This window comes from Pseudofulvimonas gallinarii (genome assembly GCF_004343305.1).
Taxonomy (GTDB): Bacteria; Pseudomonadota; Gammaproteobacteria; order Xanthomonadales; family UBA2363; genus Pseudofulvimonas; species Pseudofulvimonas gallinarii.
Window position 1 is genome coordinate 38,728 of the sequence record NZ_SMAF01000020.1, and the last position, 17,244, is coordinate 55,971.

General features: G+C 68.8%; 13 protein-coding genes. 2 read left to right on the top strand and 11 right to left on the bottom strand.

Annotated features, from left to right (window positions below):
- Positions 1-38 precede the first annotated feature (38 nt).
- Positions 39-203, top strand: coding sequence for a hypothetical protein (locus EDC25_RS14740; RefSeq protein ID WP_165910904.1), 165 nt, complete (start codon positions 39-41; stop codon positions 201-203).
- A gap of 56 nt (positions 204-259) precedes the next feature.
- Here the strand turns inward: EDC25_RS14740 and EDC25_RS11620 are convergent, their stop codons facing one another.
- From EDC25_RS11620 to EDC25_RS11665, 10 genes are all read right to left on the bottom strand, one after another.
- Positions 260-3,415 (bottom strand): efflux RND transporter permease subunit, encoded by a 3,156-nt coding sequence (locus EDC25_RS11620; protein WP_123521250.1) that lies wholly within the window; start codon positions 3,413-3,415, stop codon positions 260-262.
- Between the two features lie 5 nt (positions 3,416-3,420).
- Positions 3,421-4,398 (bottom strand): efflux RND transporter periplasmic adaptor subunit, encoded by a 978-nt coding sequence (locus tag EDC25_RS11625; RefSeq protein ID WP_164483945.1) that lies wholly within the window; start codon positions 4,396-4,398, stop codon positions 3,421-3,423.
- Between the two features lie 379 nt (positions 4,399-4,777).
- Complete coding sequence (locus EDC25_RS11630; protein WP_123521252.1) at positions 4,778-6,223, bottom strand: coiled-coil domain-containing protein; 1,446 nt, start codon at positions 6,221-6,223, stop codon at positions 4,778-4,780.
- Between the two features lie 11 nt (positions 6,224-6,234).
- Positions 6,235-7,623 (bottom strand): DUF6384 family protein, encoded by a 1,389-nt coding sequence (locus EDC25_RS11635; RefSeq protein ID WP_123521253.1) that lies wholly within the window; start codon positions 7,621-7,623, stop codon positions 6,235-6,237.
- A 21-nt stretch (positions 7,624-7,644) separates the two neighbouring features.
- On the bottom strand, positions 7,645-8,844 hold the full coding sequence (locus EDC25_RS11640; RefSeq protein WP_123521254.1) for a cell surface protein: 1,200 nt from the start codon (positions 8,842-8,844) through the stop codon (positions 7,645-7,647).
- A 145-nt stretch (positions 8,845-8,989) separates the two neighbouring features.
- On the bottom strand, positions 8,990-10,561 hold the full coding sequence (locus EDC25_RS11645; RefSeq protein ID WP_123521255.1) for a class I adenylate-forming enzyme family protein: 1,572 nt from the start codon (positions 10,559-10,561) through the stop codon (positions 8,990-8,992).
- Positions 10,561-10,818 carry an acyl carrier protein gene (locus EDC25_RS11650; protein ID WP_123521256.1) on the bottom strand — a complete coding sequence of 86 codons (258 nt, stop codon included), beginning with the start codon at positions 10,816-10,818 and terminating at the stop codon, positions 10,561-10,563. Before EDC25_RS11650 ends, EDC25_RS11645 begins: the two co-directional genes overlap by 1 nt.
- An 82-nt stretch (positions 10,819-10,900) precedes the next feature.
- Complete coding sequence (locus EDC25_RS11655; RefSeq protein WP_123521257.1) at positions 10,901-11,380, bottom strand: Smg family protein; 480 nt, start codon at positions 11,378-11,380, stop codon at positions 10,901-10,903.
- Positions 11,377-12,537 carry a DNA-processing protein DprA gene (gene dprA / locus EDC25_RS11660; protein ID WP_123521258.1) on the bottom strand — a complete coding sequence of 387 codons (1,161 nt, stop codon included), beginning with the start codon at positions 12,535-12,537 and terminating at the stop codon, positions 11,377-11,379. The genes EDC25_RS11655 and dprA overlap by 4 nt, the downstream gene beginning before the upstream one ends.
- A 6-nt stretch (positions 12,538-12,543) precedes the next feature.
- Positions 12,544-13,683: a LysM peptidoglycan-binding domain-containing protein gene (locus EDC25_RS11665; protein WP_123521259.1), complete on the bottom strand. Its 1,140-nt coding sequence runs from the start codon at positions 13,681-13,683 to the stop codon at positions 12,544-12,546.
- A 708-nt stretch (positions 13,684-14,391) separates the two neighbouring features.
- Here EDC25_RS11665 and EDC25_RS11670 point away from each other — a divergent pair.
- Entirely contained in the window at positions 14,392-15,171 is a 780-nt protein-coding gene (locus EDC25_RS11670) for a lysophospholipid acyltransferase family protein (protein WP_240639595.1), read from the top strand.
- A gap of 21 nt (positions 15,172-15,192) precedes the next feature.
- On the opposite strand, the gene trpE is transcribed toward EDC25_RS11670, so the two are convergent.
- Positions 15,193-16,668, bottom strand: a complete 1,476-nt coding sequence (gene trpE / locus EDC25_RS11675) for an anthranilate synthase component I (RefSeq protein WP_123521261.1) — start codon at positions 16,666-16,668, stop codon at positions 15,193-15,195.
- Positions 16,669-17,244 lie beyond the last annotated feature (576 nt).

The window sequence follows — 17,244 nt, forward strand, 5'->3', positions numbered from 1 at the left end:
CGTTCCTTCAGGTTCGGATTCAAACCCGGTTCAAGCACATGAACACGATCGGCCGGCAACCCCGGCCCGCCTCATGCAGATTGAAATTCCGCGTGCGCGGGCCGTTGCAGAACGCACCATTGCCGGAGAAGGCATTGCCCTGGTGCGTCGCGTCGCCGGGCATCCCGCGCCTGCGGGAAACGCGCTACCACCGCCGCCGGTGAATGGTGGCGCAAGCACTGCGTCGACGGGCGGCGCGGCTTTCGAGCGCACCGTTCCGTCAGGTGTGCGCGTGCTGGATCTCGCCGCTGGCGGTGGCAGCGGCCGCCGGTTCCGGGGTCGCCGATTCCAGTTCGTCGAGCTTGCGCGCCAGTGCGTCCGGCGAACGCGTGTACGGCGCAAGCAGCGCGTAGAACGCCGGCACCACGAACAGGGACAGCAGCGTCGAGAAGGCGACGCCGAAGATGATCACCACGCCGATGGTGGCGCGGCTGGCCGATCCCGGGCCGCCGGCTACGACCAGCGGCACCGCACCCATGATGGTGGCGATCGAGGTCATCAGGATCGGACGCAGGCGCACGGTCGCCGATTCGATGATGGCATCGCGCACGGCAAGGCCTTCGTCGCGCAGCTGGTTGGCGAACTCGACGATCAGGATGCCGTTCTTCGCGGCAAGGCCGACGAGCATGACGATGCCAATCTGGCTGAACAGGTTGAGCGTGCCGCCGGTGATGGCGATGCCGATCAACGCGCCGAGCACGGCCAGCGGCACCGTCAACATGATGACCAGCGGATGGATGAAGCTTTCGAACTGCGCCGCGAGCACGAGATAGACGATCAGCAGCGCCATGGCGAAGGTGAACAGCACCGCGCTGCCCGCGCGCTGGAATTCGCGCGATTCGCCCTTGTAATCCACCTGCGCGTAGTCAGGAAGCTCTTCCTCGATGACCTGCTGGATCCACGCGAGGGCATCTCCGAGTCGATATCCCGGCGCCAGGCCGGCGGTCAGGGTGATCGCACGCAGGCGGTTGAAGCGGTTGAGGCTGCCGGGCTCGGCGATCTCGCTCAGCGTCACCAGGCTGGCCAGTGGCACCAGCGATCCGGTGCGCTGCGAGCGCACGTAGAGGTTGTTGAGGTCGGACGGCGTCGCGCGGTCATCGGCCTGCGCCTGCACCATCACGTCGTATTCCTGGCCATCCTGCACGAAGGTGGTGATGCGGCGCGCGCCCATCATCACTTCCAGCGTGCGGCCGATTTCCTGCACGGAGACGCCGAGGTCGGCGGCACGCGAGCGGTCGATCTCGACGCGCATCTGCGGACGCGTTTCCTTGTAGTCGGAATCGGCGCCGAACAGACCCGGGTTTTCCGCCATGCGTGCCAGCAGGATGTCGCGCCACTGCGCCAGCTCGGCATAGTCTGGCCCGCCGAGCACGACCTGGAACGGCTGGCCACGGCCACGCGTCAGGCCGGTGCGCACCGACGGCAGAACGCGCACGCCGGGCACCTGCGCGAGGTCGGCGCGCATCCGCTCGACGACCTCGACGGTGGAGATGTCGCGCCGGCTCCAGTCCTTGAGGAACACGATCACCATGCCGGTATGCATTTCCTCGCTGGCGCCGAAACCGCCCGGCACGCGCGCGTTGGCGCGTTCCAGCGGCTGGTCTTCGTCCAGATAGGGTTCGAGGATGTGCTCGACCTGCTGGATCTGCTGCACGGTGTAGTCGTAGCCGGCGCCTTCCGGGCCGACGACGCTGACGAAGAAGGAGCCGCGGTCTTCCGGTGGCGCCAGCTCGCTGGGCACGATGCGGAACATGATCACGCTGGCCACGGCGGCGCCGATCATCACCAGCGCGAACAGCCAGGGCCGGCCGACGGTGTGCTGCACGGCCCGGCGGTAGCGGCGCGCAAGTCCGTCCAGGCGACGCTGCATCCAGGCGTTGAATCCGCGCGGCGCCGAGTGCGGCCGCACCAGCTTCGACGACATCATCGGCGTCAGTGTCAGCGCCACGAATGCCGAGATCGCCACCGCCGCGGCCAGCGCCACCGCCAGCTCGCGGAACAGCCGCCCGGTGTCGCCTTCCATGAAGCCGACCGGCAGGAACACGGCCACCAGTACCGCCGTCGTCGCGATCACCGCGAAGGCGACCTGCGCGGTGCCGCGCCGGGCCGCCACCAGCACCGGCTCGCCGAGGTCGGCGCGGCGCTGGATGTTTTCCAGCACGATGATCGCGTCGTCCACGACCAGGCCGATGCACAGCACCAGTGCCAGCAACGTCAGCAGGTTGATCGAGAAGCCGAACGCGAACAGCGCGATGAAGGCGGTGATCAGGCAGACCGGCACGGTCACCGCCGGGATCAATGCCGCGCGCAGGCTGCCTAGGAACAGGTAGATCACCACCAGCACCAGGACCACCGCCTCGATCAGCGTCCAGTACACGCGCTTCACCGAGGCCTCGATGAACACGGTGGAATCGAAGGCGACGAAGATCTCCATGTCGTCCGGCAACGTGCGCTGGATCTCGATCGCTTCGGCACGGGCGGCGCGGGCGACGTCCAGGCTGTTGGCGGTGGACGTCTTGATGATGCCCAGGCCGATGTTCGGCTGGCCGTTGCTGCGGAAATAGGCGCGACGCTCGGCCGACGCCAATTCGACGCGGGCGACGTCGCCGAGCCGGACCAGGTAGTCACCCTCGCCCTTTCCCAGCGTGATCTGCGCGAAGTCGTCGGCGCTCTGGTAACTGCGCGCGACGCGCAGCGTGAAGTCGCGGTCGGCGGACTCCAGCCGTCCCGCCGGCAGCTCGACGTTCTCGCGCCGCAGCGCGCTCTCGACATCGCTGACGGTCAGCTCGCGCGCGGCCAAAGCCGCGCGGTCGATCCAGATGCGCATCGCATAGCGCTGCTCGCCGCCGATCCGCACCTGGGCGACACCGTCCAGCGAGGCCAGGCGATCGACGACATAGCGGTCGGCGTAGTCCGACAGTTCCAGCGTATCCATCGAGTTCGAACGCATGTTCAACCACATGATGGTTTCGGCGTCGCTCTCGGTCTTCTCCACCTGCGGCGAGTCGGCTTCGTCAGGCAGCCGGTTGGTGACGCGGCTGATGGCGTCGCGGACATCGTTGGCCGCGGCCTCGATGTCCCGGTTGAGCGAGAACTCGATGGTCAGGCCGGCGCGTCCGTTGACGCTGCGCGATTCCAGCATCTCCACGCCTTCGATGCCGCTGACCGCGTCCTCGAGCAGCTGCGTGACGCGCGATTCGACCACGGCCGCCGACGCGCCCGGATAATCGACGCGCACCGACACGATCGGCGGATCGATGGCCGGCAGTTCGCGCAGGGTCAGGCGGGTGAACGACATCACGCCGAGCACCACCAGCAGCAGGCTCAGCACGGTGGCGAACACCGGCCGCTTGATCGAGACGTCGGACAGCTTCATGGCGGTCAGTCCGCGCGACCGGCGACCGCGGTGTCCTGCGGACGCGGCTCGACGACCGTGACGCGCAGGCCGTTGCGCAGCTTGCCGGTGCCTTCGTGGACGATACGGTCGCCCGCGGACAGGCCGGCAATGATTTCGACGTCACCGAGGCGACGCGATCCGGCGCGGACCTCGACTTCGGTGACGACGTCGTCGTCGCCGAGGCGGAACACCGACTGCCGGGTGCCGACCTGGATCAGCGCCAGCTCGGGGATCACCAGCGCCTGGCGCGGCTGCGTGGCCAGTTCCACAGTCAGCAGCATGCCCGGCTTGATCATGTGCTCGGGATTGGCCAGCTCAGCGCGCAGCGTGACCGCGCGCGATACCGGATCGACGCGTGAGCCGATCGAAGTGACCTTGCCGTTGAAGGGAAGATCCGGCCAGGCGACGCTGCGCGCGACGATGTCCTGACCCGCCGCCAGCGTCGACAGGTAGCGTTCCGGCACGGTGAAGTCGAGCTTGATGGTGTCGATGTCGTCCAGCGTGGCGATGACCGTGCCCGGAGTCACCAGCGCGCCATCGGAGACCTGGCGGAAGCCGAGCACGCCGGCGAAGGGCGCGGTGATGACGCGCTCGGCGAGGCGGGCGCGGATGGCATCGGCACGGGCCCGTGCGGTGTCGCGCAGCGCGCGCTGCGTATCCAGCTGCGCCCGCGGCAGCGTGCCCTGGTTGACCAGCGGTTCCAGGCGCTCGAGCTGCTGCTGCGCCTCGTTCAGCGATGCCTGCGCCTCGCGCAGGTTGGCGGTTTCCGCCTGGCCGGTCAGCTCGACCAGCACGTCGCCCTGGCGGACGCGGTCGCCGTCCTGGAAGCGGATGCTGCGCACGACTTCGGTGACCTTCGCGGTGATGGTGACCGACTCGTTGGCACGCGCCGTGCCCAGCGCCTCGATCTGGTCCACCCACTCGTCGGCCTGGACCACGTAGGCAGTGACCGTCGTCGGCATGCCACCCGGTCCGGCTCCGCCGCCCGGCGCCGGCGAATCAGCGCCGCAGCCCGCGAGTCCCAACGACAGGGCAGTCGCAGCAATGCGTCCGGCCCACCTGTTTGCCTTGTCCACAACCGACATCTGCGCACCTTTTGCGGTCGCGACGTCAGTTCTTCAGGCGTGCGACCGGCTCATCTAAAACAGCTTGGCCGACCACGGACGTGGGCAGCAGGTGTTTGATGGTACGGCAAAAAAAAGGTTCGATCGTGAAGCTACGCCTAGCGTTCGACTGGCCTTGCCGCGGTTTCGGTCTGGCGCGCCGATCGAGGCTGCAGCGCGCCCCGCACAGCGCGATCACCGTTGTGCAAGGTGTCGCGACGCGTGAAGCAGGCCGCGGTCAGAAGCCGCCGCCGCTGCGGAAACCGCCACCGCCGAATCCGCCGCCGCCCTTGAAGCCCCCGCCACCGAAGCCACCGCCGCCACTGCCGCGGTTGCTGCTGCCACCACTGCGCCGGCTGCCGCCGCCACCGAAGATGCCACCGGGGAAGTCGATGCCCTTGGGCATGCGGAAACGCTGGTTGCGCTGCACGCGCTCCCAGGCGCGCCCCATCTCCAGCACGCCGCGCATGACGCCGCCAAGCACGTCGTCCCAGTCCAGGCCATCGTCGATTTCCGAATCGCCACTGTCGTACTGGCGCTCGCGGAAGCGGCGACGCAGTTCCTCCACGCGCTGCAGTGATGCCATCACGCCTTCGTGCTCGCGGCGCGCGGCGGTGAGGTCGCCGGCCAGGATCTGCCGCGACTGCCGTGCCTGCTCGATGCCGATGGCGGCGCTGTCATCGACGCGGCTGGGCGTCGCCGCGCTGTCGCGGCGCAGCTCGTCGGTGGAGGCCTGCTCGATCGCCTTCGTCAGCGCCGCCAGCGCCTTGCGCGTGTATTCGTCACGCCCTTCGGCCATTTCACCACGCTGCTGCAGCAGCGCCGCGTGCTTCTGTTCTTCCTCGCCGATCTGCGCGGCGAGCGCGTCGATGCGCTGGTCGAGCGCGACGATCTGCTCCTCCAGCGCCTGCACGCCCGAATCCGCCAGCGCCCGCGTCTCCAGCGCCGCCAGTTCATCCTGCGCGGCTTCCGACTGCTTGCGCAGGTCCTCGGCGTGGCGGCGCAAGTGCATCGGCAACGCGACCAGCAGGCGGTAGTTGCGCGCCGCTTCCTTGTAGCCGATCAGTCCGGCGACCCAGCCGTCCAGCGTGCGCACCAGCGGTCCGGCGCGATAGCTGGCACCGCCGTAGCGGCGCTGCCACAGATAGACGAACAGGCGATCGGACTCGTAGGGCTTGCCCTTGTCGAGCCGGTCGGCTTCGGCCAGCTCGGCCTTTTCGTCGGCCAGCGCGGCCTGTCCGGCGAGCCGGTCGGCGCGCTCGCTGAGCGCCTGCCACTGCGCCGTGGCGCGTGTGCGTTCGGCGACTTCCAGGTGCTCGCGCTCGAAGCGCTGGCGCAGTGCGTCGGATTCGGCGACCCGCTGCTGGCGCTGCTGTTCGAGCTGCTGCTGGACCTCGACCGAGGCCTGGATCGCCTGTTCGCAGCGTTCCTGCGCGACCTGCTTGTGCGCCATCTGCACCATGGCTTCGCGCTCGGCGGAACCGAGGCTCTGGCCGACGCGCTGCGCCGCCAGCTCGTCGAGGCGGAACTTCGCCAGCAACGCGGTCTGCCGGCCTTCCTCGGCGCGCGCCTGTTCGTCGCGACGCGTCAGTTCGTCCAGCCGAGATGACGCCTTCGCCGCCTGCCTGCGCAGTGCGTCGACCTGGCGGTTGAGGTCCTCGTAGGCCTTGCGTCCAGTCGTCATAGCCTGTCCCGTCACCAGCTGGTGATGTAGCCGCCGGCGACGTTGTGCCGGTACACCGGCTCAAGGTCGCCGCGGCGCTTGACCGCGAACACCGGGTTGTCGATCAGCCCGTTGTCGAGCTTGTCCGCGCGCACGGCGTCATAGACGGCCTGTGGCACGCGGATGCCGAAGCGGCTGACGCGACGTTGCACCTGGTCTTCCTCGCTGGTCACCGGCAGTTCGACCGGCCGGCCGTCGGGGCCGATGGCCTCGACGATGATGTAGTAGTTGCGCGCGTTGCGGTTGTCGGCCGGATGGCGCCAGACGCCGGACTGCTCGTTCGGCCGCGACAGGATGCGCAGCTCGTAGGCCTGGTTAACGGTTTCCGCCAGCGCGTTGAGGCGGTCGATGCGGCCACGCGCCAGCGGAACGTCGCCGGCGGCAAGCGCCTGCCGCGCCTGCGCGTGGATCACCTGCACGTCGGCCTGCGCCGCCGCCGAAAGATTGCCGCCAGCCAGCGCCGCGAGCGCGCGCGCCAGTGCGGTCTCCAGGCCACCCAGGCTGGACAGGTCTGACAGCCGCGACTCCGCCTGCTGCAGTGCCTGTTCCGCATCCGCCAGCGGCGTGCGTACCGGTACCAGCACCTGTTCGATGGCGCTGGCATCGGCGAGGCTAGCGATGCCATCCAGGCGCGGCACGGCGGCCTGGGCCTGGGCCAGCGCCTGGGCGGCGCGTGCGGCTTCGGCGCGCGCATCGGCCAGCAGGCGTTGGCCGGCACCGTTGGCCGGCGCGGTGACGGCCGCCTGTGCACGCTGCGCGCTGGCGAGGCGTTCCTGCGCCTGGGCCAGTCGCGAGCGCAGGTCGGCGACTTCGCTGCGCACCGCACCGGCGCGCTGGCTGGCATCGATCCAGTCCGGCACGGCGAATGCCAGCCAGCCGGCGAGGCCGAGGCCGGCGACGATCACGGTGCGGCGCAACCACTTGCCGCGATCGACATAGAGGTGCGCCAGCCGGCGCGCGAAACCGCGCTCCGGCGGCTGGTAGGTGAAGCGGTCCTTCTTGAGCGCCTGCACGCCCTCGGCGATCACCGCGTCGCTGACCTCGATGCCCTGGTCGGCGTAGATCTTGCGGATGCGCGCGATCAGTTCGGCGTCGCGCTCCTCCTGGCCGAGCGCATGTTCGACGAGGTCCTGCTGGTGGCGCAGGGTGTCGACCACGTCCATGGCGAGCATGACCTTGTCCAGGCCGCCGCCGTCATCGGGCATCGGCGGCAGCAGGTCGAGGTCGGTGGCATCCAGCGTCAGCTGCGCCGGCGCCTTCACCACGGCGGGTGCCGCAGCTTCGGCCTTGGCCTTGGCTTCTTCCCGGCGCGCCCTGATGCGGGCGGCCGGGTCGTGCTCGTCGGGTTTCTGCAGTCGCACCGTGGTCTCCGGCGGTCGCGATCAGCCGTCCAGCTGGACGGTGGTCGGTCCCGGCAGCGAATGGGCCTGCTGGGCGAGCTGGACGAGGCGACGGCGACCGTCCTCGACGGCCTGCGTCACTTCGATCTCGTTCTTCTCGGCCAGGTCGCGCATCTCGGCGATGATCTGCTGCGACTTCTCCTGGAAGTTCACCACGGCGTCGACCAGCTTCTTCACCGACTCGGCTCGGATGGTCGGGCCGTAGCCGGCGCGCACGGCGGCCTCCTGGATCTTGTCGCCGACTTCACCCAGCGTTTCCAGGCTCTTGTTGATGCCGTCCTTCATGGCTTCCAGCGTCTGCGTGGCCTCGTGCAGGCCATGCATGCCGGTGAACGAGGCGCTGAGCGCGGTGAACACCGTTTCGTTTGTGCCGAAGAAAGTGACGGCCTGCGAGTACACGCGCTCCTTGGCGTCGGTGATCTGCATCAGGCGCGCCATGATCACGTCGGAGGTGTTGTAGGCGATCGACAGGTTCTCGGCGAGGTCCTTGGCGATCTGGTAGCGCTTGTCCTCGTCCTGCACGGCGCGGAGCTTGCGGTCGCGCTCCAGTTCCAGGCCGGACAGCACGACACGGTCTTCGGAGGTGCTGGACTCCAGCGCCTGGGCGGCGGTGGTCAGCTCGGCCTTGGCCTGCTCGAGCACCGCTTCGGCCTTCTTCAGCACCTCGAAACCGAGCACCTGCGATTCCTTCAGCGCGACGCGGAAGTCGCGATAGGCCTCGAGGATGGTCTGCTCGCGCTGGATCTGGTCCTTGGAGTCGGCGGCGACCTCCAGGTAGACCTGCTTGATCTTGTCGAAGCGCGACGGGATGTCGCCGCGCGTCACCTTCATCCAGATGTTCGACAGGCGCTCGAAGGTGTCGATCTTGCCGTCGTCGACCTGCTGCACCATGCGCTTGGCGTCGTCACGGATGGTGTCGAAACCCTGGGTGATCGCCTTGTAGCGCTCGCCGATGCGCATGGCGTCGATGTTCTCGCGCACCACCTGGTTGAACAGGCTGGCCTGCGCCAGCGTGCGCGCGATCGCCAGCGTCCGGTCCGGGTCCAGGTGCGTGATCTTCTCGATCAGCGCCACCACCGGCGCCTCTTCGGACTTGCTGTCGGCAGGCAGCAGGCCGATGCGGCGAAGGCCGGACAGGGCCTTGTCCAGTTGCTTGAGCGGCTGCACGGTGATCGCATTCATGTCGGTGACTCCCAGTGGTCGCAAGGGCTGAATCGGCAGCCTGGCAGCGCTGTCTCCAGGCAGCCGGTCTGCAGGTTGTCCAGTGTAGCGAAGCCTGTGCGCGCTGCATGTGTCGGACGTTTACCGGGCAGGCGCGGCAGGCGCTTCATTCATCCTCGGCCGGTAGCACCCTGCCTTCGGCTTCGGCCTGCAGGGCGCTGCGACGGATCTTGCCGGTGCCGGTCTTCGGCAGCGCGCCGCGGAACTCGACCTGGCGCGGCACCATGAAATCCTCCAGCTGCGCCGCGCAGTGCGCGACCACGTCGCGCGCCGACAGCTCGACGCCCTGCTCCAGCGCGATGATCGCCTTCAGGCTGCGGCCGAGGATGTCGTCGGGTACGCCGACGACGGCGGCCTCGCGCACGCCGGGCAGCGCGTAGAGCACGTTCTCGACTTCCTTCGGGCTGACCTTCTCGCCGCGCGTCTTGATGATGTCGTCGCGCCGGGCGACGAAATAGAAGAATCCGTCAGCATCCATGCGGAACAGGTCGCCGGTGTGCAGGACCTTTTCCCATGGATACCGGCCCGGCTTCAGCGCCCGCGCGGTCGCATCCGGATCGTTCCAGTAGCCCTGCATGACGTGGCCGCCGCGAACGACCAGTTCGCCGGTTTCGCCGGGCGGCAGCGGTCGGCCGCCGTCATCGGCGACCCAGGCCTCGGTGTCGGGAATGGCGATGCCGACGCTGTCCGGGCGACGGTCGAGCTCGTCCGGCGGCAGCCAGGTGCAGCGCTTGGATTCGGTGACGCCGTACATCGAGAAAAGGCGCGCGTTCGGGAACAGCTCGCGCAGGCGCAGGATGTGCGCGGGCGGCAGCGCCGCCGCCGTGTTGGTGATCGTGCGTACGCCGGCCACCCATTCCGGGCGCAGGTTGCGCATCTGCACGATCAGTGCCGCCATCGTCGGCACCAGCGGGAAGACGGTGACGCCTTCACTGGCCAGCAGGGGCAGGATCTTCTGCGGGAATGCGAAGGACTTTTCCAGCACCAGCGTCGCGCCCATGCGCACGCACATCAGCAGCTGGTACAGACCGTAGTCGAAGGCCAGCGGCAGGACACTCAGCACGACATCGTCCGGGCGGCTTTCCAGGTACCGGGTGATCGACTCCGAAACATGCACCATGTTCCGGTGCGTCATCATCACGCCCTTGGGCCGGCCGGTCGAACCGGAGGTATAGACCAGCATCGCCAGGTCGATGTCGATGCCGCGAGGGGTCGGCGGCAGCGGCTGCGCCGATGACAGCGCGGTCGCCCAGTCGAGCTCGCCCTCGCGCAGCGCGCCGGCCGGCGCATCGACGACGATGATCCGGCGCAGGCCGGGCGCCTGCGCGGCCGCCTCCCGCGCCTGTTCGAGCAGGCTGGTCTGGGTGACCAGCACGCCGGCGCCGCTGTCCTGCAGCAGGTAGGCGAGCTTGCCGGCGCGCGTCGCCGGATTGATGACGCTGAAGACACCGCCGGCGGCAAGCGTGCCGAACAGCGCGACCGCGGTCTCGGAGCGGTTCTCGAGGAACAGCAGGCAGCGGTCGCCATTGGCCAGCCCGGCCTCGTCCAGCAGCACGCGCGCGAAACGCGCCGCCTGGTCGGCCAGCTGGGCATACGTCGTGCGCCGGCCGTTGCAGACCAGCGCGACGTGGCCCGGATCACGGGCCGCACTGTCGAAGAGGAAGCGCTCGTAGCGCATCAAGCGCGCGCGGCGGCCTCGTCCAGCTTGCGCTGCACGTAGGCGACGAGGTTGCCAACGCCGTCGAGGTTCCCGGGCAGCACGTCCTCGTCATCGACGACGAAGCCGAAGGCTTCCTCGAGCCACGTCACCAGCGTGAGCACACCGATGGAGTCGATGATGCCGCCATCGAGCAGGCTGGCATCCGACGGGAGGTCGTCCGGCGCCTGGAACTGCTCGCCGAGGAAACTGCGGATTCGGGATTCGATGGTGGGCATGGGAGGTCCTGGCCGACGCGGTCGCAGGCGCGCCGGCGAAGAATATGCCGGAACGGCGCGGCGTGCCGGCCGCGGTGATGGATCAGTTCAGCGCTTCGCCTTCGCTTTCGAGCAGGTCGCTTTCGAGGAAGGCGCAGGCGGCCTCCTGGCCCGGCTGGCTGAAGAGGACCATGAGGATGACCCACTTCAGGTCGTTCAGATCCACCTCGTCGGCGTCCAGCGCCATGATGCGGTCGAGCACCAGTTCACGGCGCTCGGCATCGATGACGCCGCTGTGCTCCAGGAACATGAGGAAACCGCGTGCCTCCACGTCCAGCTTGGCCGTTTCCTCGGCCGCGAAGACGCGCAGGGGCGCCTGGCCGCCTCCGGTGGCGGGACGCAGCTGCGGGCGCTCGCGCGCAAGAACGTCCAGCCAGTCGAAGGCCTTGCTGATTTCGGAGGGAGAGAAGCCCGCCTCAAGCAGGCTGGCCTGGAGGGAGTCCCGGTCGTTGAGGCTGTCCGGGTCGTCGTAGACGAAGTTTTCGAAGAGGTAGAGCAGTACGTCCAGTATGTTTTCTTTCATTCCGCCTTCCTGCCGGCCCGGCCGTAACGGCCGTTGGCGCCGACGGTAATGAGGCCATCCAGCTCCATGATCAAGAGCATGGAGGAAATGTCCGCGACGGTCAAACCCGTGCGTTCAGCCAGCGCGTCCACCGGTTGCGGATCGTGGCCGAGGGCGTCCCAGAGGCGCTGGTAGTCCGGATCGGCGAGCCGGCCGGCACTGTTTCCGGCATCACCGGCCGTGTCCTGGACCGCGGCATCGGCCGCCAGCGTGTCGCGCAGGCGCTCGGCCAGGCGCGCCGCCATCGGCTTCAGTTCCTCGAGGATTTCCCCGGCCGTCTCCACCAGGCGGGCGCCGTCGCGGATCAGGCGGTGGCATCCGCGCGCCATGGGATTGTGGATCGAGCCCGGCAGCGCGAAGACCTCGCGCCCGGCCTCCGTGGCCAGCCGCGCGGTGATCAGCGAACCGGAACGCAATGCCGCCTCGACCACCAGCGTGCCCAGGCTGAGTCCGGCGATCAGCCGGTTGCGACGCGGGAAGTGTTCGGGCCGCGGCGGCGTGCCGGGCGCGAATTCGGAGACGATGGCGCCACTTCCGGCAATGCGTTCGGCCAGAGCGGCATTGCCGGCCGGATAGACGACGTCCGGTCCGGTGCCGACCACCGCGATCGTGCGGCCGCCGCGCAACGCCCCTTCGTGGGCGGCGCTGTCGACGCCGCCGGCCAGGCCGCTGGTGATGACGACGCCGGACCGCGCCAGTGCCGTCGCGAATGCGAGCGCGTTGTCGCGACCGCCGGCGGTGGGATTGCGGCTGCCGACGATGGCGAGCTGCGGCTGCCACAGCAGGCCGGGATCACCGCGCACGAACAGCGCCAGCGGCGGCCGCGCGGTGTCGCGCAGCAGCGCCGGATAGTCGGCGTCGAGCCAGGTGAGCAGGTGCTGGCCGGGCTGGTCGAGCCAGTGCCGGTCCGAATCTATCGCATTGAGGTCCGGATCGAGCAGGGCGGCGCGGGTGGCGTCGGCGATGCCGGATTCGCTGGCTGGCGCCCTGCGCAAGCGCAGCAGTGCGTCGCGGGCGCAGCCCTCGCTGTCGAGGACCTGCCGGACGATCCGCGCACCCAGGCCGGGCGCGCGGATCAGGGTCAACCAGGCTTCGCGTTCGTCGCCGGCCTGGGTCATGCCGTCTTACAGGGTGTACGGCTCGCGCAGTCGGTCACGCGGATGGATCGGGCGCTGCCCCTCCATCACCAGCGCGTAGCTGATGCGGTCGAAGACGCGGAACACCATGACGTGACCGGCGAAATCGTCCGGCAGCGTGACATGGCTGTCATCACGGCGATGGTCGCGGAAGACGTTGCGGTTCGGATAGCGCACGTCGTCGCGGATGTGCTCGCCGGGCTTGAAGACGCTGTAGACCTGGCCGTTGGCAACGCCGTCATGCGCGCCGCGGTTCAGCGCCACGACGTAGTACTTGCCGGCGGCGATGCCGTCGCCTGTCACCGCCATCACTTCCATTCCGGCCGGCACCGAGACCGGCGGCTGCGGATAGAAGTACAGGTCGTAGGGCGCGACTTCCACCGGCACGATCAGGTCGCCGGCCTTGATCTCCATGTCGGAGTCATCGACCAGCAGCGTGGCCGGATCGCCGGTGCGGATCACCTGCGCCAAGCCGACTTCCATGACCTCGTAGCCGAGCAGCGTCTCCCGGCGCCGGGTCTCTGCCGGCGCATGGATGCTGTCGGCGGCGCGCCACGGCGTACCGCGGGCGTACTGCTCGACGGTGTGGCGCTGGCGGTTGCGCTTGCTGACCTCGCGATAGGCCATGGTCGGCCGCACGATGGCGACGCGGTCGCCGGCGCGGGCGTCGAGGTTGCGCGCATAGACGTAATTGGTTTCCGCCGCGAACGGACGGTTCTCCTCGGTCGCGACGATGTAGGGCAGGTGCTTCCAGGCATCGCCCTCGAGGACGCGGACGCTCTTGAGGAACGCCTCGATGTGCGACAGCGGCAGGGCCGGGATCGCGGCCTCGTCGTCGCTGCGGATCTGCGGGCCGCCATTGCTCAGCCGCGGCTTGCCGCCGAGGTAGCTCAGGTCGAGCACGTCACCCGGATAGATCAGGTGCGGATTGGCGACCTGCGGGTTGGCCTGCCAGATCTCCGGCCACAACCACGGATGGCGCAGGAATCGCGCGGAGATGTCCCAAAGGGTGTCGCCCTTCTGGACCACATAGCGATCGGGATGATCGCTGCGCAGCACGCTGTCTGCAGCGTGCACGGCCACGAACGTCATGAGTGCGACGGCGGGCGCAAGCAGGCGCTTGAACATCGGTGTCTCCCCCTGATGGTTCGGGCAGTGTACTCCAGAAAAAATCGTAAGCAAATAAGCCTGTTGGCGTTTATTCGTGACCGCATTCGCAAGAACAGGCACAACGGGGCGCGAAAAAAACTTCCGCCACGGCGGGCAGTTAGCGACGCCGTGGGCCGATCGAACGGCACGTCGCAGCGGAAAGCGTGCATTTTCCCTGCGCGCCATGGGTGCATTTGGCGCCGCATAACCGAAGCCCCGGCGAGCGCGGGGGCGAGCTGACGGCCCGGTGAGCCAGGAAGGCGCATCGGGCAGCGGCGCCCCGCCCGCGTGGGACTCCGTCCCTCGGGGCGGGACGTTCGAGCTCAGGGCGGGACGACGCGATCCCTGCCCGATCCGCCAGCCGGACGACCCGGGCCGGCTGCGGCCGTATCCGACTGACGCCCGTTTCGCAGGCGACGACCGGGCAAGGTCGATGCCGCGTCCGGGATGGCGCGCAAACCCGCGACGGTGGCGACGGCACCCCCGATGGACAACAAGCTCCGCCCGCCTTGCCGGATGCCCATTCCGGAGCCGCCTGGTCGTGCCGGCGTGCCGCCGCCATGGCGGCATTGGCCACCCGGCGACGGCATTTTCGTATCGACAACCGCCCCCCCGGCTTGCCGGATGCCAAACCGCACCCACGCAACGCAGCGGCGGCCGCACAGCGCTGGGCTAGAATCGCGCCCCGTGTCGACCCCCTCCCGACAATCACTGCCCACCGATCCGGTGTGGCGGCAGGCAGCTGCCGTGCTCTGGTGGCCCGTCAACGCCGTGCAGGCGCTGTTTACCCTGTGCTGGACCCTGCCCGGCCTGCTCATCGCCTACGTGATCCATGCGGTCACCCGTTCGCAGAAGCTGCCGCTGGCATTGGCGCGCCGCATCTGGGCGCCTGGACTGATGTTCGGCGCCGGCGCGCGGTTGCGTGTCGAAGGCGCCGATCAGGTGGACTGGTCGCGACCCCAGGTGCTGGTCGCCAACCACCAGTCGATGATCGACATCCCGGCGCTGTTCCGCACCTCGCCGGTGCCGCTGCGCTTCGTGCTCAAGGAAGAACTGACGCGCGTGCCGTTCCTGGGCTGGTACATCCGCGCCATGGGCATGATCGGCATCGCCCGCGGCGACGGCCGCAAGGCGCGCGCGAGCATCGAACAGGCGGCGGAACTGGTGCGCGGCGGCGCCACGCTGGTCGCGTTCCCGGAAGGCACGCGCAAACCGGAAGGCCTGCCTTCGCCGTTCAAGGGTGGCGCCTTCCAGATCGCCATCGCCGCCGGCTGCCCGGTGCTGCCGGTGGCGATCCAGGGCAGTGGCTCGGTGCTGCAGCCCGGCGGCTTCAAGGTCCGGCCAGGCACGATCACCCTGCGTTTCGGCGAAGCCATCGAAACGGCCGGCCTGCAGCCGGGCGACCGCCAGGCGCTGGCGCGCCAGGCGCACGAGGCGGTCACGTCGCTGATGGGCGGCACCGCCTGACGAACGGCAACGTGCGGGCCGCTACAGTCCGCTGGCCGCCTGGGCCACGGCACGGAACAGGGCGCGGCCCTTGTTCATCGTTTCCTCCCATTCCTTCGCGGGATCGGAGTCGGCGACGATGCCGGCGCCGGCCTGCACATGCAGCTGGCCGTCCTGGATGACCGCGGTGCGGATGGCGATCGCAAGATCGGCGTCGCCATGCCAGCCCAGGTAGCCGACGGCACCGGCATAGACGTTGCGGCGCACCGGTTCCAGCTCGGCGATGATTTCCAGCGCGCGCACCTTGGGGGCGCCACTGACGGTGCCGGCCGGGAAGGTCGCGCGGACCACGTCCATCGCCGACAGGCCCGGCTGCAGCCGGCCTTCGACCTGGCTGACGATGTGCATGACGTGGCTGTAGCGCTCGATGACCATGCGCTCGGGCACGCTGACGCTGCCCGGCTGCGCGACGCGGCCGACGTCATTGCGGCCCAGGTCCATGAGCATGACGTGCTCGGCGATTTCCTTCGGATCGGCAAGCAGCTCGGTGGCGAGCGCCGCGTCCTCGTCGGGCGTGGCGCCACGCGGGCGCGTGCCGGCGATCGGCCGCAGCGTCACGGTGTCACCGGACAGTCGGACCAGGATCTCCGGTGACGAGCCGACGACATGGCAGCCATCGAGGTCAAGGAAATACATGTACGGCGAAGGGTTCATCGCGCGCAGCGCGCGATAGACGTCGATCGGTCGCGCGCGGAACGGCACGCTCAGGCGCTGGCTGAGCACGACCTGGAAGATGTCGCCGGCAAGGATGTATTCCTTCGATTTGCGCACCGCCGCTTCGAAGCCCTCGCGGGTGAAACCGGAAACGAAATGGCTTTCGTCGATGCTGGCCGGATCGAGCACCTCCGGATAGCCGGGTGCGCCGCCACGCAGCCGATGCACGAGCTGGTCGAGCCGGCGCTTCGCCTGCTCATAGGCCTGCGGCTGCGACGGATCCGCGTGCACGATCAGGAACAGACTGCCGCGCAGGTTGTCGAACACCGCCACCGCATCCGATTCCATCAGCAGGATGTCCGGCGTACCGAGCAGGTCCGGCTTCGTGTTGCCGGCGAGCCGGGGTTCGACGTAGGTGATGGTCTCGAATCCGAAATAGCCGACCAGTCCGCCGGTGAACGCCGGCAGGCCGGGCAGCGCCGGCACACGGTAGGCCTGCTGCACGCGCTCGACCTCGGCCAGCGGATCGGCGACCTCGCGCTCGGCGACCACGGCGCCCAGCTCGCACTCGCGCCAGACATGTCCGCGCACTTCGAAGGTGCGGCGCGCCGGCAGGCCGATGATCGAATGCCGGCCCCAGGTCTCGCCACCCTCGATGGATTCGAACAGGTAGGCGTAGGGACCATCGGCGAGCTTCAGGTACACCGACAGCGGCGTGTCGAGGTCGGCATGGACCTCGCGCACCAGCGGGATGCGGTTGTAGCCCTGGGCGACCAGGTCGTCGAATTCGGCGCGGCTGAGCATTGCAGGTCCGGGAAAGCGGATCGGGCCGGCGATTATGGACGATGTCTGGAATTCCGCGCTGTGTGCCGGCCGGTCCTCCTTCCCGCGCTGGCTTGAATCCCGTCTCCGGTTCGGCGCGTCATTCCCCCGCAACCGGGAATCCAGTTCTCCCACTCGCCGCGCATTCCCGCGCTCGGCTCGTCATTCCCGCGCAGGCGGAATCCAGCGCTCCCGGCCGCCGCGCGCTCCGCTGGTCATTCCCCCGCAGGCGGGAATCCAGCGCTCCGGATGTCTGGAAGTGCGACTGGATCCCCGCCTTCGCGGGGATGACAAGCCTGGGCTTTCGAGGATGACGAGCCCACACTTCTTGGTGTCGAGTCGCACTGCGCACCCGACGGCGCACCCACCTCCCCGCTCGTCATTCCCGCGCAGGCGGAATCCAGCGCTCCCGGCCGCCGCGCGCTCCGCTGGTCATTCCCGCGCAGGCGGGAATCCAGCGCTCTTACTCATCAGTCAGAAATATAGGCGACACTTGGATGCCCGAAGAACGAGCGCACCAGGTCGGGCCGGAGCTTGATGTCGGACAGTTGCGCATGG

Bases quoted from the DNA above. Each gene is read 5' to 3' on its own strand.
- EDC25_RS11640 (WP_123521254.1), bottom strand. From the start codon at position 8,844: ATGAATGCGATCACCGTGCAGCCGCTCAAGCAACTGGACAAGGCCCTG.
- EDC25_RS11625 (WP_164483945.1), bottom strand. From the start codon at position 4,398: ATGCCGACGACGGTCACTGCCTACGTGGTCCAGGCCGACGAGTGGGTG.
- EDC25_RS11665 (WP_123521259.1), bottom strand. From the start codon at position 13,683: ATGTTCAAGCGCCTGCTTGCGCCCGCCGTCGCACTCATGACGTTCGTG.
- EDC25_RS11650 (WP_123521256.1), bottom strand. From the start codon at position 10,818: ATGCCCACCATCGAATCCCGAATCCGCAGTTTCCTCGGCGAGCAGTTC.
- EDC25_RS11630 (WP_123521252.1), bottom strand. From the start codon at position 6,223: ATGACGACTGGACGCAAGGCCTACGAGGACCTCAACCGCCAGGTCGAC.
- dprA (WP_123521258.1), bottom strand. From the start codon at position 12,537: ATGACCCAGGCCGGCGACGAACGCGAAGCCTGGTTGACCCTGATCCGC.
- EDC25_RS11645 (WP_123521255.1), bottom strand. From the start codon at position 10,561: ATGCGCTACGAGCGCTTCCTCTTCGACAGTGCGGCCCGTGATCCGGGC.
- trpE (WP_123521261.1), bottom strand. From the start codon at position 16,668: ATGCTCAGCCGCGCCGAATTCGACGACCTGGTCGCCCAGGGCTACAAC.
- EDC25_RS11655 (WP_123521257.1), bottom strand. From the start codon at position 11,380: ATGAAAGAAAACATACTGGACGTACTGCTCTACCTCTTCGAAAACTTC.
- EDC25_RS11620 (WP_123521250.1), bottom strand. From the start codon at position 3,415: ATGAAGCTGTCCGACGTCTCGATCAAGCGGCCGGTGTTCGCCACCGTG.
- EDC25_RS14740 (WP_165910904.1), top strand. From the start codon at position 39: ATGAACACGATCGGCCGGCAACCCCGGCCCGCCTCATGCAGATTGAAA.